Origin of the sequence: Pseudomonas sp. UW4, assembly GCF_000316175.1 — a bacterium.
Lineage (GTDB): Bacteria > Pseudomonadota > Gammaproteobacteria > Pseudomonadales > Pseudomonadaceae > Aquipseudomonas > Aquipseudomonas laurylsulfatiphila.
Window position 1 is genome coordinate 4,330,532 of record NC_019670.1, and the last position, 18,185, is coordinate 4,348,716.

General features: G+C 59.8%; 15 protein-coding genes and 4 tRNA genes. 7 read left to right on the plus strand and 12 right to left on the minus strand.

What is annotated here, in order from left to right; all coding sequences use genetic code 11:
- Window positions 1-86: 86 nt before the first annotated feature.
- Window positions 87-1,049 carry a zinc-binding dehydrogenase gene (locus tag PPUTUW4_RS18980; protein WP_015096136.1) on the minus strand — a complete coding sequence of 321 codons (963 nt, stop codon included), beginning with the start codon at window positions 1,047-1,049 and terminating at the stop codon, window positions 87-89.
- A gap of 138 nt (window positions 1,050-1,187) precedes the next feature.
- On the opposite strand from PPUTUW4_RS18980, the gene PPUTUW4_RS18985 reads away from it, so the two are divergent.
- Both PPUTUW4_RS18985 and PPUTUW4_RS18990 read left to right on the plus strand, forming a co-directional pair.
- Window positions 1,188-3,269, plus strand: coding sequence for a carboxy terminal-processing peptidase (locus tag PPUTUW4_RS18985; protein WP_162139254.1), 2,082 nt, complete (start codon window positions 1,188-1,190; stop codon window positions 3,267-3,269).
- A 143-nt stretch (window positions 3,270-3,412) separates the two neighbouring features.
- Window positions 3,413-5,197: a bifunctional diguanylate cyclase/phosphodiesterase gene (locus PPUTUW4_RS18990; RefSeq protein ID WP_015096138.1), complete on the plus strand. Its 1,785-nt coding sequence runs from the start codon at window positions 3,413-3,415 to the stop codon at window positions 5,195-5,197.
- A 510-nt stretch (window positions 5,198-5,707) separates the two neighbouring features.
- On the opposite strand, the gene PPUTUW4_RS18995 is transcribed toward PPUTUW4_RS18990, so the two are convergent.
- The 5 genes from PPUTUW4_RS18995 to PPUTUW4_RS19015 all read right to left on the minus strand — a co-directional run bounded on the left by PPUTUW4_RS18995 (window position 5,708) and on the right by PPUTUW4_RS19015 (window position 8,404).
- Window positions 5,708-6,115, minus strand: coding sequence for a hypothetical protein (locus tag PPUTUW4_RS18995; RefSeq protein WP_015096139.1), 408 nt, complete (start codon window positions 6,113-6,115; stop codon window positions 5,708-5,710).
- Window positions 6,116-6,487 (minus strand): hypothetical protein, encoded by a 372-nt coding sequence (locus PPUTUW4_RS19000; protein ID WP_003223109.1) that lies wholly within the window; start codon window positions 6,485-6,487, stop codon window positions 6,116-6,118. It lies immediately after the preceding gene.
- Window positions 6,484-6,825, minus strand: coding sequence for a helix-turn-helix transcriptional regulator (locus PPUTUW4_RS19005; RefSeq protein WP_015096140.1), 342 nt, complete (start codon window positions 6,823-6,825; stop codon window positions 6,484-6,486). The genes PPUTUW4_RS19000 and PPUTUW4_RS19005 overlap by 4 nt, the downstream gene beginning before the upstream one ends.
- A 114-nt stretch (window positions 6,826-6,939) precedes the next feature.
- Window positions 6,940-7,395 carry a YkvA family protein gene (locus tag PPUTUW4_RS19010; RefSeq protein WP_015096141.1) on the minus strand — a complete coding sequence of 152 codons (456 nt, stop codon included), beginning with the start codon at window positions 7,393-7,395 and terminating at the stop codon, window positions 6,940-6,942.
- A 292-nt stretch (window positions 7,396-7,687) separates the two neighbouring features.
- Window positions 7,688-8,404 carry an FKBP-type peptidyl-prolyl cis-trans isomerase gene (locus PPUTUW4_RS19015; RefSeq protein ID WP_015096142.1) on the minus strand — a complete coding sequence of 239 codons (717 nt, stop codon included), beginning with the start codon at window positions 8,402-8,404 and terminating at the stop codon, window positions 7,688-7,690.
- A gap of 267 nt (window positions 8,405-8,671) precedes the next feature.
- Between PPUTUW4_RS19015 and PPUTUW4_RS19020 the strand changes: the two genes are divergently transcribed.
- Both PPUTUW4_RS19020 and PPUTUW4_RS19025 read left to right on the plus strand, forming a co-directional pair.
- Window positions 8,672-10,474 (plus strand): di-heme-cytochrome C peroxidase, encoded by a 1,803-nt coding sequence (locus tag PPUTUW4_RS19020; RefSeq protein ID WP_015096143.1) that lies wholly within the window; start codon window positions 8,672-8,674, stop codon window positions 10,472-10,474.
- 28 nt (window positions 10,475-10,502) lie between these two features.
- Window positions 10,503-11,639 carry a catalase family protein gene (locus PPUTUW4_RS19025; RefSeq protein WP_015096144.1) on the plus strand — a complete coding sequence of 379 codons (1,137 nt, stop codon included), beginning with the start codon at window positions 10,503-10,505 and terminating at the stop codon, window positions 11,637-11,639.
- 127 nt (window positions 11,640-11,766) lie between these two features.
- Here PPUTUW4_RS19025 and PPUTUW4_RS19030 read toward each other — a convergent pair.
- The 4 genes from PPUTUW4_RS19030 to PPUTUW4_RS19045 form a co-directional block, all read right to left on the minus strand.
- A tRNA-Asp gene (locus tag PPUTUW4_RS19030) sits at window positions 11,767-11,843 on the minus strand.
- Window positions 11,844-11,862: 19 nt separating this feature from the next.
- Window positions 11,863-11,938: transfer RNA gene (locus PPUTUW4_RS19035), tRNA-Val, on the minus strand.
- A 197-nt stretch (window positions 11,939-12,135) separates the two neighbouring features.
- A tRNA-Asp gene (locus tag PPUTUW4_RS19040) sits at window positions 12,136-12,212 on the minus strand.
- Window positions 12,213-12,231: 19 nt separating this feature from the next.
- Window positions 12,232-12,307, minus strand: a tRNA-Val gene (locus PPUTUW4_RS19045).
- Between the two features lie 159 nt (window positions 12,308-12,466).
- Between PPUTUW4_RS19045 and rdgC the strand changes: the two genes are divergently transcribed.
- The 3 genes from rdgC to sugE all read left to right on the plus strand — a co-directional run bounded on the left by rdgC (window position 12,467) and on the right by sugE (window position 14,933).
- Entirely contained in the window at window positions 12,467-13,387 is a 921-nt protein-coding gene (rdgC, locus tag PPUTUW4_RS19050) for a recombination-associated protein RdgC (protein ID WP_007969735.1), read from the plus strand.
- A gap of 147 nt (window positions 13,388-13,534) precedes the next feature.
- A complete protein-coding gene (locus tag PPUTUW4_RS19055) occupies window positions 13,535-14,500 on the plus strand; it encodes a bile acid:sodium symporter family protein (RefSeq protein WP_015096145.1) in 966 nt (321 codons plus the stop codon).
- A 118-nt stretch (window positions 14,501-14,618) separates the two neighbouring features.
- On the plus strand, window positions 14,619-14,933 hold the full coding sequence (gene sugE, locus PPUTUW4_RS19060; protein WP_007977599.1) for a quaternary ammonium compound efflux SMR transporter SugE: 315 nt from the start codon (window positions 14,619-14,621) through the stop codon (window positions 14,931-14,933).
- A 97-nt stretch (window positions 14,934-15,030) separates the two neighbouring features.
- Here the strand turns inward: sugE and PPUTUW4_RS19065 are convergent, their stop codons facing one another.
- Both PPUTUW4_RS19065 and PPUTUW4_RS19070 read right to left on the minus strand, forming a co-directional pair.
- Window positions 15,031-16,905 carry an MFS transporter gene (locus PPUTUW4_RS19065; RefSeq protein ID WP_015096146.1) on the minus strand — a complete coding sequence of 625 codons (1,875 nt, stop codon included), beginning with the start codon at window positions 16,903-16,905 and terminating at the stop codon, window positions 15,031-15,033.
- A 96-nt stretch (window positions 16,906-17,001) separates the two neighbouring features.
- Window positions 17,002-18,153 (minus strand): TDT family transporter, encoded by a 1,152-nt coding sequence (locus tag PPUTUW4_RS19070; RefSeq protein ID WP_015096147.1) that lies wholly within the window; start codon window positions 18,151-18,153, stop codon window positions 17,002-17,004.
- Between the last annotated feature and the right edge of the window lie 32 nt (window positions 18,154-18,185).

Here is an 18,185-nt window from a genome sequence, read left to right on the forward strand (position 1 = left end):
CTCGCGATGGCGGCGAGTCAGTTGCATTAATATCAACTGACACTCCGCTAATCGCGAGCAAGCTCGCTCCCACAGGTTTCTCGTTGTCAGCTCAGGCTCTCATCAATCACCAGCACCACCTTCCCCGCCACGTTATTACTCGCGAGCTCGGCAAACGCTGCCTCGGCATCCTTGATCGGGAATGTCCTGGCCAGTTGCGCACTCAAGCGCCCCTCGGCGAACAACGGCCACACGTGCAGGCCCAGATCGCTGAACAGATCTGCCTTGAACTGATCATCCCGGCTGCGCAGGGTCGAGCCCAGCAACTGCACGCGCTTGGCCAGTACCTGGGCCAGATCCAGCTTGGCCTCGCGCCCGCCCATCAGACCGATCAACACCCAGCGACCATCCTGAGCCAGTAACTTCAGGTTCAATGCCGCGTAACTGCCGCCCACCGGGTCGAGAATCACGTCGAACGGCCCCAGATCCCGCAAGCCCTCCAGATCACCGTTACGCACCACGCCACCCTGGGCACCCAGCCCTTCGCAGTACGCCAGTCGCTCGGCAGAGCCGACGCTGACCCAGCACGGGTTACCGAAGGCCTTGCACAGCTGAATGGCCGCTGAACCAATGCCACTTGCTCCGGCGTGCAGCAAAACTTTCTGTCCCGGCTTGAGCGCAGCCAGTTGAAACAAATTCAGCCAGACTGTTGCATAAACTTCAGGCAATGCCGCCGCTTCGACCAGTGACATTCCGTCGGGAACCGGCAGCACATGCCGCCCGTCGACAACCACCTCTTCGGCCATCCCGCCCCCGGCCAGCAAGGCGCAAACCCGATCGCCCACCTGCCAGGAGGAGCCGGCGCCAACCTCGCTGATGACCCCCGAGCACTCTAGACCGAGCACCTTGCTGGCCCCTGGTGGCGGCGGATAAAGACCGGCTTTCTGCAACAAATCGGCGCGATTGAGGCCCGCTGCCGCCACTCGAATACGAACTTGCCCTACATCGCATGCAGGACCGGGCTCATCAACCCATACCACTTGACCGTCAACGCCTTGCAATGCTTTCACAGTGCCTCCATAGTGAGTCTGGACTGAGCCCGAAGCTATATCGCCGGGCTTTTTGCATTATGCGACCGGTTCCCAAAGAGCCGGCGACTTCAAAGACGGCCTAATATGCGTTATCAATTGTCCCCGCGTCGAATCAGCATGAAGCATCTGTTCCCCAGCACTGCCCTCGCCTTATTCATCGGTATCGGCTTGCTGCCGCTGTCGAGCAATACATTCGCAGCCAATAGCTGGGACAAGCTTCAACCCGATCGTGACGAAGTGATCGCCAGTCTGAACGTCGTGGAATTGCTCAAACGCCACCACTACAGCAAGCCGCCACTCGATGACGCGCGCTCGGTGATCATCTACGACAGCTACCTCAAGCTGCTGGATCCATCGCGCAGCTATTTCATGGCCAGCGACATTGCCGAATTCGACAAGTGGAAGACGCAGTTCGACGACTTTCTCAAGAGCGGCGACCTCAACGCCGGGTTCACCATCTACAAGCGCTACCTGGACCGCGTAAAAGCGCGTCTGGACTTTGCCCTTGCCGAGCTGAACAAAGGCGTCGACAAGATCGACTTCAACACCAGGGAAACCTTGCTGATCGACCGCAAGGACGCCCCTTGGCTCAAATCCACCGCGGAACTCGACGACCTGTGGCGCAAACGCGTCAAGGACGAGGTCCTGCGCCAGAAGATCGCCGGCAAGGATTCCAAGCAGATCCAGGAAACCCTGACCAAGCGCTACAAGAACCAGCTGGCGCGCCTGGACCAGACCCGCGCGGAAGACATCTTCCAGGCGTACATCAATACCTTCGCCATGTCCTACGACCCGCATACCAACTATCTGTCGCCGGATAACGCGGAGAACTTCGACATCAACATGAGCCTGTCCCTCGAGGGCATCGGCGCCGTGTTGCAGAGCGATAACGACCAGGTGAAAGTCGTGCGTCTGGTGCCGGCAGGTCCGGCGGACAAGACCAAGCAGGTGGCACCGGCCGACAAGATCATCGGCGTTGCCCAGGGCAACAAGGAAATGGTCGACGTGGTGGGCTGGCGCCTGGACGAAGTGGTCAAGCTGATCCGTGGTCCGAAAGGCACCGTGGTACGCCTGGAAGTGATTCCGGCCAGCAATGCGCCGAACGACCAGACCACCAAGATCGTGCCGATCACCCGCGAAGCGGTGAAGCTCGAAGACCAGGCCGTGAAGAAATCGGTCTTGAACCTCAAGCAGGACGGCAAGGACTACAAGCTCGGCGTCATCGAGATCCCGGCGTTCTATCTGGACTTCAAGGCCTTCCGTGCCGGCGACCCGGACTACAAGAGCACCACCCGCGACGTCAAGAAACTGCTGACCGAACTGCAGAAAGAGAAAGTCGACGGCGTGGTCATCGACCTGCGCAACAACGGCGGCGGCTCCTTGCAGGAAGCCACCGAGCTGACCAGCCTGTTCATCGACAAAGGCCCGACCGTGCTCGTGCGTAACGCCGATGGCCGTGTTGACGTGCTGGAAGATGAAAACCCGGGCGCGTTCTACAAAGGCCCGATGGCGTTGCTGGTCAACCGCCTGTCCGCTTCGGCTTCGGAGATTTTTGCCGGCGCCATGCAGGACTACCACCGCGCACTGATCATCGGCGGCCAGACCTTCGGCAAAGGTACCGTGCAGACCATTCAGCCACTCAACCATGGCGAGCTGAAGCTGACCCTGGCCAAGTTCTACCGGGTTTCCGGACAGAGCACCCAGCATCAGGGCGTCTTGCCGGACATCGATTACCCGTCGATCATCGACACCAAGGAAATCGGCGAAAGCGCCCTGCCCGAAGCCATGCCGTGGGACACCATCAAGGCGGCGATCAAGCCGGCGGTCGACCCATTCAAACCGTACATTTCGCAGCTCAAGTCCGAGCATGACATGCGTACGGCCAAGGATGCGGAGTTCGTGTTCATCCGCGACAAGCTGGCCCTGGCGCAGAAACTGATGGCCGAAAAAACCGTCAGCCTCAATGAAGCCGAGCGTCGTGCCCAGCACGCCGACATCGAAACCAAACAGCTGACCATGGAAAACATCCGTCGCAAGGCCAAGGGCGAAGAACCGCTCAAAGAGCTGAAGAAAGAAGACGAAGATGCCCTCGCGGCCGAGGATGACAAGACCAAACCGGAAGACGATGCCTACCTGAGCGAAACCGGGCGGATTCTGCTGGACTACCTGAAACTCAATACGGCAGTGGCAAAGCACTGAGTGTTAAGCGACTGATGGCAATTTAATGCTAACGCCCTCCGGGGCGTCATCAAACAGTCATCATTCTGTCGTGAAATACGGGACTGGCGTGCCCCTTGTAGAAAGGGACCACGCCAGTCCTTTTTTTATCGCCAGAGATCGCCATGACCACAACCGAACAGCTGAGTGCATTGAGCTCGATCCTGACTCAAGGCGGTTTGCACAGTTTGTTCCAACCGATCATCAGCCTCTCTGAGCGGCGCATTCTCGGCTACGAAGCACTCAGTCGCGGGCCGTCCAACAGCCCTTTGCACTCCCCTGTCGCCCTGTTCGCCGTCGCCCGTCAGGCCGGTCGTTTGAGCGAGCTGGAAATTGCCTGCCGCGAAAGCGCTTGCCGACGCTTCAATGAACAACAACTGCCCGGCCTGTTGTTCCTCAACGTATCCCCGGAATCCCTGCTCGAAGCGGCCCATCAACCGGGACGCACCCTGCAATTGCTGCAGGACTTCGGCATTGCGCCGGGTCAGGTGGTCATCGAGCTCACGGAACAGACACCGACGGATGATTTCCAGCTGCTGCAAACCGCCCTGCATCACTATCGGGCGATGGGATTTTCGATTGCGCTGGACGATCTGGGGGCGGGTTATTCGAGTTTGCGCTTGTGGTCCGAACTGCGGCCGGATTACGTGAAAATCGACCGGCATTTCATTGATGGCATTCATCAGGATGCGCTCAAGCGCGAGTTCGTCGGCTCGATCCTGCAAATCGCCAAGGCCTCGCGGGCGCAAGTCATAGCCGAAGGTATCGAGTTACCGGAAGAACTCACGGTACTGACCGAAATGGGCGTGGATCTGGTCCAGGGCTATCTGCTCTGCCGCCCCCAGGAACACCCGCCACGGGATGCCCGGGCAATGATGCCCCGCCAGGACAGCACCAGCGTTGTACTGAGCGAAGACGGCAGCGACCTCAGCGCACTGCTCAACGAGCAACCCGCCGTGAATCGGGACACCCCGACCGCCACGGTGCTCGAAGCCTTTCGCCGCCAGGCCAACCTGAACTCGCTGGCGGTCCTGGATGCACAGGGTCAGCCTTGCGGTATCGTCCATCGGCATTCGCTCTCCGATGCCCTGCTCAAGCCCTTTGCCACTGATCTGTTCGCCCGCAAACCCATCAGCCGCCTGATGAACGATGACTTCCTCGCCGTCGAGCTGAGTCAGTCGCTGCAACAAGTCAGCCGCCTGATCACAGGCCGTGCCCGCCAGCGCATCGAAGAAGATTTCATCATCACCCTCAATGGCGGCTATCTCGGGCTGGGCCGCGTGATAGACGTACTCAAGCTGATTACCGAACTGAAGATCCAGCAAGCCCGCTACGCCAACCCGCTGACCTTGCTCCCGGGCAACGTGCCGATCCAGCAATGCCTGACGCGGCTGCTGCAACAGCAACGGGAGTCGGTGATCTGCTACGTGGACATCGATAGCTTCAAACCCTTCAACGACATCTACGGCTATGGCCGCGGCGACGAAGTCCTGTTGTGCCTGGCGCAATGCCTGAACGACCGCATCGACCCGTCCCGCGACTTTGTCGGCCACATTGGCGGTGATGATTTCCTGCTGGTGCTCGGCCCGGAAGACTGGCGCAAACGATTGAACCAGTTGCTCGACGACTTCCAGAGCCAGTGCCGGCGCTTCTACCGCAGCGAGCACCTGGAAGCCGGCTGCTTCATCGCACCGAATCGCCAGGGCATGCGGCAGGAGTTTTCGCTGTTGTCGCTGTCGATCGGCGTGGTGCATCTTCATCCACAGGCCTGTGGACAACTCGATGCAAGCCAGCTGGCGGAAATGGCGTCACAAGCCAAGCACCATGCGAAGAATGCGCAGGGGTATAGCGTGCATGTGATTGATAGCCGGGTGGTGCAGGGACGTGAAGGTGCTTGCCTGATGGGGTAGCGGTGATTGACAGGACGCCTTCGCGGGCAAGCCCGCTCCCACAGAAGAGCAGAGCAAAAGCAGATCCGCGTCCCCCCACGCTCCTCACCATTCAACAGGCCGAGCGTTAGCTCGCCTGCCGCTCTTGATCTTGATCCACCCGCCCCCTCGGCAGGCTGAGCGCAGGTGTTCATCCGGGGATGGGCGCGCAGCGCCGTTCGACGCAGTCGAACTCATTGCATGTAGGTCGAAGCGAAGCCGACCGGAGGGCAATGCCCCCGGATGAATACCGGAGTGAAGGAACCCCGAGCCTCAGCGAGGGGCCGTACGTAAGGGGCGAGCGTTTTTTGCTTCCTTTTTTAGGCGCTTGTAAAAAAGGGAGTCGCCGTAAGGGCGAAACCATAAGCCGCCGTTACCGAAGAAACGGATATGTACACAGTCAACAAAAGACAAGCAGCCTTCGCGAGCAGGCCGCCTTGCAAACAGGCGCAGGACAACTCCCCAAATAGCCATCCACCTGCCAGCCCAGGGTTATAGCTCAGACTCGCGAGACGCCAACTCTTGCAACTTGATCGGCGCCAACGGATGCCCGGCCTTCGCCGCGATCTCCCAAAACCGAGCCGCTTCAAGGGGATCCGGCGCCTTGCTCGCCGTCCCGGCCAGACAGATCACGCCAACCTGATAAGCCGCCTTGCCATCGCCCGCCAATGCCGCCATGCGCAACAAACGCGCGCCCTCTTCACGAGCACCGAGGCCGACACCGCGAAACGTCAGGATGTGCCCATAGAAGCTCTGGGCGCCGACGTCGCCCAGGTTGGCCATGCGTGCAAACTGGCCTTCGAGCCAGCGCCAGCCCTGCGGCTGGCGAACAAACCACGACCAGTGAAACAACCGGCGCGCGAGCCAGTACCCGGCTCGCGCCTTGAGTTGCAAAAACATTCAGGCCTCGGCCGATTCCGGGTATTCGTACTCGAACACCCGCACCACTTCCGAAGCGTGCCAGGACGCGGCGGCAACGCCGTCCGACGGCCCGGAAAAACGCCCGAGACGCTCGACACACTCAAAGAATCCGGTGCGCGGCAAACGGCTGGCGCCCTGGCTGATCACCAGCGAACTGCGCAGTGGCTGCTCCGCCTTGGCGTCCAGAGCCGCCAGATGCTCAAGGGCCGCCGTCAGGGTCTGCATGGCCGGGGTCGGCAACTGCAAACGCTCCAGCAATGCCCGATACGTCAACAGATGGCGCTGGCGCCGCGCCTGATCCAGTTCGCCCAGCAATCCGTCCCAGTGTTGACGGCTGATGCGTACACTCACGATTCATCCCTCCATCCTGGCACCGTCAATTCCCAAGCCAGGCTGCGGCGAATCGCGGCGTCGGGCAGACGCTCGCCACTTTCGATCATGGCCAGGTAAGACGGGCTGATGCCTACCGTGCGGGCCAGCGCCTCGATGGCGATGCCCTTCCCCTCGCGCAAACTGCGTAGTTGATCCAGACCCGGAAGAATCGCGTCTGGTGTCGCCGCCTGAGGCTTCGTGGCTTGAGGCGACGCTTGCTCCTTGATGCCCGCTGCGTTCAATAACGCCTGATACTGAGCCCATGGCAGAACCGCATACTCGGGCTCGCCTTCGCGTGTAATTATCTGAATATCCATCACTACCCCGTAGGACAACAACACTTAGCGAGTCGGCACTTTTCCCTAGAAGTGTAATCCTAACAGCGGCCAAGGTCGCGGGGGGCATCAATCTATGAAGTCGTCGAAATCGACTCAGCGTTTTCTCGGGCCTTGCAGTTGAAGTTGCTCGGGGGTATCGGGTAGACGCTCAACCACCGCGAGCTTCTCCGGGACCTGCCGTTTGCGCCAGGCGCGGAAGGCATTGAGCTCGTCGTCGAGCACTTTCATCAACCACGCCAGGACTGCGATGTCGTCGAACATGCCGAACAGCGGAATAAAGTCCGGGACCGCATCCAACGGGCTGAGGAAGTACATCAGGCCCGCGACAACCGAAACCAGCGCCTTGGGGCTGATGGCGCGATACTCGCCACGCCAGTAGGCCAGGCAGAGTGCCTGCAACAGCTTCAGGTCGTCCTTGATCTTGCCTAGTCGATTGCCCTGGCTTGCGCCTTTACTGGCGACTGCGAACAACAGGGTCGGCAATCGACCGCGTGCCAGCAGACGTCCGGCCAGTGGCAGGAAACGAGCGAAACTCCAGGGTGCTTTCATCATTCCTCCCGTTGAAATGTTATCCACACAAATTGTGGATAACCTTGTGAACAGAGCTGCTTTTCATCGCTGCAAGCCCCGTTTTACAAGGCCTGCGTTCAGATCGGGCGTTTTTTACTCATCAAAAAAAACCCATAATTTCATTGACTTGGCGGCCTTGTGCGTCTACCGCCGACACTACTATGCCTAAGACTCCGGCCTAGAGCGTCTGTTCGTTTTGTTTACCCCTGCCGAACGCCAGATGCAACAACGCCCCGCATGAGCGAGGCGTTGTTATCGAAGCAGGCGCTGCTTACTTGGCAGCGGCGTCTTCTTTTGCCGGGTCCTTGATGGCCATCAGCTCCAGGTCGAATACCAGCACCGAGTTGGCCGGAATCGCCGGGCTCGGGCTCTGGGCGCCGTAAGCCAGGTCAGCAGGGATGTACAGCTTGTACTTCTCGCCAACGTGCATCAGTTGCAGGCCTTCGACCCAACCCGGGATCACACCGCTGACCGGCAGATCGATCGGGCTGCCGCGCTCGACGGAGCTGTCGAAAACGGTGCCGTTGGTCAGCTTGCCGGTGTAGTGAACGGTCACCACGTCAGTCGGCTTTGGCTGAGGGCCATCGGCTTTCTGCACGACTTCGTACTGCAAGCCCGAAGCAGTGGTCGTCACGCCGGCTTTCTTGCCGTTTTCCTCGAGGAATTTCTTGCCGGCAGCGGCCGACTCTTCGCTCATCTTGGCCATGCGTTCTTCGGCACGTTTTTGCAGTGCGGCGAACGCCTCGACCAGTTCTTCGTCCTTGAGCTTCTGCTCTTTCTTGCCGACGGCGTCTTCGATGCCCTGGGCTACAGCCTTGGAATCCAGGTCATCCATGCCTTCCTGAGCCAGGCTCTTGCCCATGTTCAGGCCAATGCCGTAGGAAGCTTTTTGCGCCGGAGTTTTCAGCTCTACGCTGGTCTGCGAATCACAACCCGCGAGTACCAGGCCAACCAGGGCCACCGCCGCCGCCAACCGATGCTGTTTCATGCTATTTCCTTGTTCATGCGCCTAAAGGGCAATCGAGTAAAGCCGCGAGCTTATCAGGCCGCCACGACCAATGGCTACCGGCATGAGAGCCGGAATCAATTGATAAGTTCAGGTGTTTAAACGCTTTTCATAATTGGAGTGATGAAGCTTCTTTCATCTTGCTCCGACAGAGGCTGATTGCTGAACCGGCAATCTGGCGTAATGGCCTCTTGCCGCACCTTGGGCACTCGGGCATAACGGCATGATAATTCGACAAGGATGTTTATCTTGCGCCTCTTCCTACGCTTGCTGGTTCTCATAGCAGTCCTGCTCGGGCTGGCCCTGGCCGTGGTTCTCTATTACGTCGCCAACCCGAAATTGCCGGCCTGGTCGCCTGCTCAACAGGTGCATTACCTGGAGCAATGGAGCGCCGTCGACCGAGAGACTTATTACTTCACCCCCCAGGGCACCCAGGTCAAAGGCTTGCGCTATGACTGGTTCACCGCCCTCGAACTGCCCTTCTCGCAGCAACGCTTTGCCGCCCCCGAGTACCTCGCGCGCTTCGGCTTTCTGGTGGACCCCGGCCAGAAACCGACGCCGAACAACCCCGGCAACCTCCCCGCAGGCTTTACCCGGCATCAGAATGCCGACAGCCCGGATGTGTTTCTGGATATCACCTGTGCGGCCTGCCACACCGGCGAACTGCGCTTCAAGGGGCAAGCCGTGCGTATCGACGGCGGTTCGGCGCAGCATGTGCTGCCGTCCAGCGTTCCTACGCTCAAAGGGGGCAGTTTCGGACAAGCCCTGGTCGCCAGCCTGGTCTCGACCTACTACAACCCGTGGAAATTCGAACGTTTCGCACGCAACGTACTGGGCCAGGACTACGAGACGCGCCACAAGCAACTGCGCAAAGAATTCAAGGCTTCACTCGATACATTCCTCAAAGTGGCCTGGAACGACACCTATCGCGGGCTCTATCCAACCGAGGAAGGCCCGGGCCGCACCGATGCCTTCGGGCGCATTGCCAACGCCAGCTTCGGTGACGCGATTTCCCCTGACAACTACCGCGTGGCCAACGCTCCGGTCGATTATCCGCAGTTGTGGGACATGTGGACGTTCGAATGGGTGCAGTGGAACGGCTCGGCGAAACAACCGATGGCCCGCAACATCGGCGAGGCGTTGGGCGTCGGTGCCACGCTGAACTTCTTCGACCAGAACGGCCAGCCGCTGATGGGCGATGCCCGCTATCCCTCCAGTGTCCGTGTGCGCGACCTGCACCTGATCGAACAAACCCTGCAACGACTCTCGCCTCCGGCCTGGCCGGAAGACCTGCTGGGCGCGATCGACAAGCCGCTGGCCGCCAAGGGGCGCAACCTGTTCGCAGAAAACTGCGCGGGCTGTCATGTACCGCGTACTACCCAGGGCGAGGGACGATACGTTCAGCACCTGAAAATGCTCCCGGTGGATGACATCGGCACAGACCCGGGCGCGGCCAGCAACATCGCCGACCATCGCTTTGACCTGACGGCGCTGCAATGGAAGCAGGCGGAACTGGAAAAACTCGATATAGAGCCAAAACCCGACGAACCACTGGACCTGAGCAAGATGTCCGTGGCCTCGGGGCTGGCCTATGTCACTGCATTTGTCCGCGACCGCGCCTATCAGGACGCCAATGTCCCCCCCGCCGAGCACCCGGAAATGGACGGTTTCGGCCTGCCAATCGGCGTACGCGAATTGCGTTCGTACAAGGCCAGACCGTTGGCGGGTGTATGGGCGACAGCGCCGTTTCTGCACAACGGCTCGGTACCGAGCCTTTATCAATTGCTGTCGCCTCAGGATGAGCGAGCAACCACGTTCTACAAAGGCACTTTCGAATATGACCCAAGACACCTGGGTTACCGCACCGAAGCCTTTACCAACGGTTTTCTGTTCGACACGCGAATCACCGGCAACCACAACAGTGGTCATGAATTTCGTGCCGGCAAACTCGGCAATGGCGTGATCGGCCGCTGGTTGCAGCCGCAGGAGCGTTGGGCGCTGCTGGAGTATCTGAAAGTGCTGGGCGGCCCGCTGGAAGCGCAATTGCCATGACCACGGACTCAGCCAAAAGGACGCTCTCATGCTGATTACACTCTGGCTGCGCCTGGGCGCCTTCCTCGGCAAGCTGTTGCTGTGGCTGCTGGTTCTCGGCGTGCTTGGCTGGGCATTGGCCGCCGCCTGGTTTGCCTGGCAGCAGCGCGGACCGGTGTCGGCGCAGGAGTCGATTGCGGACGGTGAAGCCGCGATGACCCGGGATATCATCCAGACCGCCGTGCGCATCGTCGATCAGCACCGCGAAAGCACCCGCTACCTGCGCGATGCCCACGCCAAGGCCCACGGTTGCGTCAAAGCCGAAGTCCAGGTGTTACCGGAACTGGCCAGCGAATTGCGCCAGGGCGTGTTCAGCGAACCGGGCAAAACCTGGCAAGCGACGATGCGCCTGTCCAATGGCAATGCCTACCCGCAGTTCGACAGCATCCGCGACGCCCGGGGCATGGCGATCAAGCTGTTCGATGTTGCGGGCAAACAATTACTGAGCGATCAGCCGGGGCGAAGCGAACAGGACTTTGTGATGTTCAGCCATCCGAACTTCTTTGTAAGTAACGTGGCCGAATACCGTCAGAACGTTGCTGCCCAGGCCGAGGGTAAAAAAATGATGGCGTTCTTCCCGGGCTGGGATCCGCGTTCGTGGCAGGTTCGCCACCTGTTTATTGCCCTGGCGACGTTGTCCCCCGCTCCATCGAGCCCAACCCGGACGACCTACTTTTCGGTTTCACCCTACAAATTCGGTGAGGCCAATGCGAAGTTCCGGGTCATGCCCGATCCGGGCAGTTGCCCGGCCTACAACCTGCCGGAACAAAACCGCGAGTTGCCGAACTTCCTGCGCAATGCGCTCAATCAACAGCTGTCGACCGACCGGGTACCCGCGTGTTTCGTCTTGCAAATCCAGCGACAGGACGCCAACAAGTACATGCCGATTGAAGACACCAGCATTGAATGGCGCGAAAGCGATGCGCCCTTCGAGACGGTGGCGCAGATCAGGGTGCCGGCGCAGGACTTCGATACACCGGCACTGAACCTGCAATGCGACAACCAGTCATTCAATCCCTGGTTCGGTATCGAGGCACACCGTCCCATCGGCGGGATCAATCGCCTGCGCAAAGCCGTGTATGAAGCTGTCAGCGACTACCGACACAGGCGCAACGCCGAGCAATAACTGCGCAGACACAAAAAAGCGATCCCGGGATCGCTTTGAAGGCCGGCCAAATGCCAGACAGCAAAAAGCCCGCACAAGGCGGGCTTTCTGTGGTGACCTGGCGTTCAGTGTTCCAGGTTACCGAATATGGCGCAGCGGACGGGACTCGAACCCGCGACCCCCGGCGTGACAGGCCGGTATTCTAACCGACTGAACTACCGCTGCGCGAAACGCTTAAAACGAATGGTGGGTGATGACGGGATCGAACCGCCGACATTCTGCTTGTAAGGCAGACGCTCTCCCAGCTGAGCTAATCACCCTTCGCTTCGTTACGGGACGCATTATGCCACAAGTTTTCGTAAAGTGTTGATTTATTTGAAGTTTTTTCAAATAAATCCGAAAACCGGAAAAACGACACATCCCGCGGGTACAACGTACAAACTTGAGGCAGAAAAAAACCCGCTATCGCGGGTTTTTCCGTGGTGACCTGGCGTTCAGTGTTCCAGGTTACCGAATATGGCGCAGCGGACGGGACTCGAACCCGCGACCCCCGGCGTGACAGGCCGGTATTCTAACCGACTGAACTACCGCTGCGCTAAACACATGAAACGAATGGTGGGTGATGACGGGATCGAACCGCCGACATTCTGCTTGTAAGGCAGACGCTCTCCCAGCTGAGCTAATCACCCTTCGCTTCGGTGTGGCGCGCATTCTACGGAGCGACCCAACCTCTGGCAAGCACTTTTTTAAATAATTTTCTCAGGCCTTCCAAAGGCTTAGAGAAAGGTTGGCCTATGGCACGGCGAAGACAATAATGCCCCCCTTTGTATAAAGGAGAGACTCACCCCATGTGGTTCAAAAACCTGCTTATCTATCGCCTGACCCAAGATCTGCCTGTTGATGCCGAGGCGTTGGAAACTGCACTGGCCACCAAACTGGCGCGCCCATGTGCAAGCCAGGAGTTGACCACCTACGGTTTCGTCGCGCCGTTCGGCAAAGGCGAAGATGCGCCACTGGTGCACGTCAGCGGTGACTTCCTGCTGGTGTCCGCGCGCAAGGAAGAACGTATTTTGCCAGGCAGCGTCGTGCGTGACGCGGTCAAGGAAAAGGTCGAAGAGATCGAAGCCGAGCAAATGCGCAAGGTCTACAAGAAGGAACGCGATCAGATCAAGGATGAAATCATCCAGGCCTTCCTGCCCCGCGCCTTTATCCGCCGCTCGTCGACCTTCGCTGCCATCGCGCCGAAACAGGGCCTGATCCTGGTCAACTCGGCCAGCCCGAAGCGCGCCGAAGACTTGCTGTCGACCTTGCGTGAAGTGATCGGCACCCTGCCGGTGCGTCCGCTGACCGTGAAAATGTCGCCGACCGCGACCATGACCGAGTGGGTCACCACGCAGAAAGCCGCGGACGATTTCTTTGTGCTGGACGAGTGCGAACTGCGCGACACCCACGAAGACGGCGGCATTGTGCGTTGCAAGCGCCAGGACCTGACCAGCGAAGAAATCCAGCTGCACCTGAGCACCGGCAAAGTGGTCACTCAACTGTCCCTGGCCTGGCAGGACAAACTGTCGTTCGTCCTCGACGACAAGATGGTGGTCAAGCGCCTGAAGTTCGAAGACCTGCTGCAAGACCAGGCGGAACAGGACGGCGGAGACGAAGCCCTGGGCCAACTGGACGCCAGCTTCACCCTGATGATGCTGACCTTCGGCGACTTCCTGCCGGCGCTGGTTGAAGCACTGGGCGGCGAAGAGACTCCTCAGGGTATCTAAAGCCTTGTGATCTCAAACTGTGGGAGCGGGCTTGCTCGCGAAAGCGGAGTGTCAGTCGACATAAGTATTGACTGACACTCCGCTTTCGCGAGCAAGCCCGCTCCCACATTTGGTTTTGTGGTGCTACTCAATAAAAAGGATATGGCCATGCGCGCACTGGCTGCATTGAGTCGTTTTGTCGGCAACACCTTCGCTTACTGGGTACTGATTTTCGCTGTCGTGGCGTTTCTGCAGCCGGCATGGTTCCTCGGTCTCAAAGGCGCCATCGTGCCACTGCTGGGGCTGGTGATGTTCGGCATGGGCCTGACCCTCAAGCTCGAAGACTTCGCCGAAGTCGCTCGCCATCCCTGGCGCGTGGCCCTGGGCGTGGTTGCCCATTTCGTGATCATGCCGGGCGTGGCGTGGTTGCTCTGCCAGGCGTTCCACTTGCCGCCGGAAATCGCCGTCGGTGTGATTCTGGTCGGCTGCTGCCCAAGCGGCACCTCGTCGAACGTAATGACCTGGCTGGCCCGTGGCGACCTGGCGCTGTCGGTGGCCATCGCCGCCGTCACCACCCTCCTCGCCCCCCTGCTGACGCCGGCGCTGATCTGGCTGCTGGCCTCGGCCTGGTTGCCTGTGTCGTTCATGGAGTTGTTCTGGTCGATCCTGCAAGTGGTGCTGTTGCCGATCGTGCTGGGCGTGGTTGCCCAACGGGTGCTCGGCGACAAGGTTCGCCACGCTGTGGACGTGTTGCCGCTGGTGTCGGTGGTCAGCATCGTGATCATTGTCACGGCAGTGGTGGCCGCCAGCCAGGCGAAGATTGCCGAGTCGGGCCTGTTGATCATGGTCGTGGTCATGCTGCACAACAGCTTTGGCTACCTGCTGGGTTACTTCACAGGGCGCCTGTTCAAGCTGCCTCTGGCCCAGCGCAAGTCCCTGGCCCTGGAAGTCGGCATGCAGAACTCCGGCTTGGGCGCCGCGTTGGCCAGTGCGCACTTCTCGCCGCTGGCGGCAGTGCCCAGTGCATTGTTCAGTGTCTGGCACAACATTTCCGGGGCATTGCTCTCCACGTATTTCCGTCGCATGAGCGAGAAACAGGATCGGGAAATGACAGCGCAACAGGTCAGCGACTGACTGGAAAACTTGATCCCCGGGTTAATGCTGGGCACTATATTGCCCATCGCGAGGACGACCTCGCGGCTCGATCGAGTCATTAATCAGGGGACGACCCCGTCAGACGATGGAGGTCTTCATGTCCTGGATCATTCTGTTTTTCGCCGGCCTTTTCGAAGTGGGCTGGGCCGTCGGCCTCAAGTACACCGACGGTTTCACCCGCCCCCTCCCCACTGTATTGACCGTAGCGGCCATGGCCATCAGCCTTGGCTTGCTCGGCCTTGCAATGAAGGAATTGCCGCTGGGCACAGCCTATGCGATCTGGACCGGTGTCGGCGCCGTTGGCACAGTGATCGCCGGGATCATTCTGTTTGGCGAGTCGATGGCGCTGGTGCGGCTGGCTAGTGTGGCGTTGATCATTAGCGGGCTCGTTGGGCTCAAGGTCAGCGCTTAGGCCACTACCGCTTTCGCGAGCAAGCCCGCTCCCACAATTGATCGCATTCCAAGTGTGGGAGCGGGCTTGCTCGCGAAGAGGCCCGAACTGTCACCGGCTATCTAACAGCCCCACGCAAATCCCCCACCAACGCCTGCAACTTCACCGGCTGCGCCACCTCAACCGCTACCGCCGGCCCGGCCACCAACGTCACCCGCGACCACAACCGGCGAAACAGCCCTTTATTCGGATCGCGACTGAAGAAACTCCCCCACAACCCCTGCAAGGCCAACGGAATCACCGGCACCGGTGTCTCCTCGAGAATCCGCGTCAACCCGCCCTTGAACTCGTTGATCTCGCCATCGGCGGTCAATTTTCCCTCGGGGAAGATGCACACCAGCTCCCCGTCCTTCAGATACCGGGCAATGCGCGTGAAGGCTTGTTCATATATCTGGATGTCTTCCTGGCGCCCGGCAATAGGAATCGTCCCCGCGGTACGGAAGATGAAGTTCAGTACCGGCAGGTTGTAGATCTTGTAATACATCACAAAGCGAATCGGCCGACGTACCGCGCCGCCAATCAGCAAGGCGTCGACGAACGACACGTGGTTGCACACCAGCAGCGCTGCGCCTTCGTCGGGGATCAGGTCCAGATTGCGGTGCTCCACGCGATACATGGAATGGCTGAGCAGCCAGATCATGAAACGCATGGTGAACTCCGGGACAATCCTGAAGATGTAGGCGTTGACCCCGATGTTCAGCAACGACACGACCAGGAACAACTGCGGGATCGACAGCTTGGCCACGCTCAGCAAGACGATCGAGACAATCGCCGACACCACCATGAACAGCGCGTTGAGGATGTTGTTGGCGGCAATCACCCGCGCCCGCTCGTTCTCCGCCGTGCGCGACTGGATCAGCGCGTACAGCGGGACAATGTAGAAACCGCCGAAGACGCCCAGACCCAGGATGTCGAGCAACACCAGCCAGGTGTGGCCGAAACCGAGGATGTCGATCCAGCCATGGCCGGCGGCGCTGTCCGGAATTCCACCGGAATGCCACCACAGCAGCAGACCGAAGACGGTCAGGCCGAACGATCCGAACGGCACCAGGCCAATCTCGACTTTGCGCCCGGAAAGCTTCTCGCACAGCATCGAACCCAATGCGATGCCGACCGAGAACACCGTCAGAATCAGCGTCACCACGGTTTCGTCGCCGTGCATCCATTCCTTGGCATAGGCCGGGATCTGCGTCAGATAGATCGCCCCGACAAACCAGAACCATGAGTTGCCGACAATCGAGCGTGACACCGCCGGTGTTTGCCCCAGGCCCAGTTTCAATGTGGCCCAGGACTGGCTGAAAATGTTCCAGTTCAGGCGCATTTGCGGCGTGGCGGCCGCCGCCCGGGGAATGCTGCGGCTGGCCAGGTAGCCGAGCACGGCAATGCCGATGATCGCCGTGGACACCACCGGTGCGTAATGCGCCGAAGACATCATGATTCCGGCGCCAATGGTGCCGGCGAGGATCGCCAGGAAGGTGCCCATCTCCACCAGACCGTTGCCACCGACCAGTTCTTCCTCACGCAGGGCCTGCGGCAGGATCGAATACTTCACCGGCCCGAACAGCGCCGAATGGGTGCCCATGGCGAACAGCGCCAGCAGCATCAACGACAGGTGATCGAACAGAAAACCGACGGCGCCGACCGCCATGATGGCAATTTCCCCAAGCTTGATCAGGCGGATCAACGCGTCCTTGGCGAACTTTTCCCCGAATTGCCCGGCCAGGGCCGAGAACAGGAAAAACGGCAGGATAAACAGCAGCGCACACAGGTTGACCCAGACAGAGCGGTCACCCTCGATGCTCAGCTTGTACAAAATCGCCAGGATCAACGACTGCTTGAACACATTGTCGTTGAATGCCCCAAGGGACTGGGTAATGAAGAACGGCAGGAAGCGCCGGGTACGCAACAAGGTGAACTGTGAGGGGTGACTCATCTTCCATGTGTCCCTGATTATGTAGAGAGTGGCCTGGATACTGTAATTGGAGTATCGAAACTCGATCCAGGCCACACCTTACCTAATCTTTGCCGGTTATTTCTTCAAACCGGCAATGCATGGCGAGACAAACAGTTCACCACGCCAGGCGCCCAGCACCGTGCGCTTGCCGACGATCAGCCACATCACCGCCAGCAACGCCACCAGCACACAACCAGACACACTGAAAAACGTCAGGTTCAAGGTACTGGCCAGCTTCAACGTCGCCAGAGAATAGACGCCCAACGGGAAGGTGAAACCCCACCAGCCCAGATTGAAGGGGATGCCGGCCCGCAGGTAGCGCACAGTGATCAGCAACGCCATCAGCATCCACCACAGGCCCAAGCCCCACAGGGTGATACCGGCCACCAGGCCCAATCCCGCAGCAATCTCACCGACGCCCGGCAAACCGTTGGCCGCGAAAATCAGCGGTGCATCGCCGCCCAGTACCAGCATGCCCAACGCGCCGGTGCCGATCGGGCCAAGGGCCAGCCAGCTCGAGGCGGCCATGTTTTCGTGGGGCAGCTTATGCAAGGCCATGCGCAGCAACAGAATGGTCAGGATGCTGAAGGCCACCGGCAGGGAGAAGGCCCAGAGTACGTAGCTGGTCACCAGCACCACCAGTTGCGAGTGAGCGTCGGCCAAATGCGGCGCCAACAGGCCACCGCTGGCGGCCGCCACTTCTGCAGCGACCACCGGCAACAACCAGACGGCGGTCATCTGGTCGATGCTGTGCTCCTGACGCGTGAACATCATGTAGGGAATCAGCACACCGCAGGCCAGCGACATCGCCACATCCAGCCACCACAGCACCTCGGCGAGGTGAATCACACCGTCGCCCCAGCGCGGCAGGCCGAACACCAGGAAGCCGTTGATGATGGTCGCCAGGCCCATCGGGATAGTGCCGAAAAACATCGAGACCGTGGAGTGGCCGAAGATCCGTCGTGCTTCGTCGAAAAACAGCAGCCAACGCGCGGCGTACAACGCCGTAAACAGCAGGAACAACGCGATGTTGAACAGCCACAGGGCTTCGGCAAAGGCGCGCAAGGCGGGCATGGCGACCGGCAATTGCGCCAGTGCCAACGCCAGCACACCGGTGCCCATGGTGGCCGCGAACCAGTTGGGGGTGAACTGGCGGATCACTTCGCGGGGATGCTGCAAGTGACTGAAAGGTTTGATTCCGGGCTTGATGCTATTGGCGCATGTCATGGCGAACTCCTGTCCTCTCGTGAGGTGGAGTC

Bases quoted from the DNA above. Each gene is read 5' to 3' on its own strand.
- PPUTUW4_RS19025 (WP_015096144.1), top strand. From the start codon at position 10,503: ATGCTGATTACACTCTGGCTGCGCCTGGGCGCCTTCCTCGGCAAGCTG.
- PPUTUW4_RS19070 (WP_015096147.1), bottom strand. From the start codon at position 18,153: ATGACATGCGCCAATAGCATCAAGCCCGGAATCAAACCTTTCAGTCAC.
- PPUTUW4_RS19005 (WP_015096140.1), bottom strand. From the start codon at position 6,825: ATGGATATTCAGATAATTACACGCGAAGGCGAGCCCGAGTATGCGGTT.
- PPUTUW4_RS18995 (WP_015096139.1), bottom strand. From the start codon at position 6,115: ATGTTTTTGCAACTCAAGGCGCGAGCCGGGTACTGGCTCGCGCGCCGG.
- rdgC (WP_007969735.1), top strand. From the start codon at position 12,467: ATGTGGTTCAAAAACCTGCTTATCTATCGCCTGACCCAAGATCTGCCT.
- PPUTUW4_RS19015 (WP_015096142.1), bottom strand. From the start codon at position 8,404: ATGAAACAGCATCGGTTGGCGGCGGCGGTGGCCCTGGTTGGCCTGGTA.
- sugE (WP_007977599.1), top strand. From the start codon at position 14,619: ATGTCCTGGATCATTCTGTTTTTCGCCGGCCTTTTCGAAGTGGGCTGG.
- PPUTUW4_RS19065 (WP_015096146.1), bottom strand. From the start codon at position 16,905: ATGAGTCACCCCTCACAGTTCACCTTGTTGCGTACCCGGCGCTTCCTG.
- PPUTUW4_RS19055 (WP_015096145.1), top strand. From the start codon at position 13,535: ATGCGCGCACTGGCTGCATTGAGTCGTTTTGTCGGCAACACCTTCGCT.
- PPUTUW4_RS18990 (WP_015096138.1), top strand. From the start codon at position 3,413: ATGACCACAACCGAACAGCTGAGTGCATTGAGCTCGATCCTGACTCAA.
- PPUTUW4_RS19010 (WP_015096141.1), bottom strand. From the start codon at position 7,395: ATGAAAGCACCCTGGAGTTTCGCTCGTTTCCTGCCACTGGCCGGACGT.
- PPUTUW4_RS18985 (WP_162139254.1), top strand. From the start codon at position 1,188: ATGAAGCATCTGTTCCCCAGCACTGCCCTCGCCTTATTCATCGGTATC.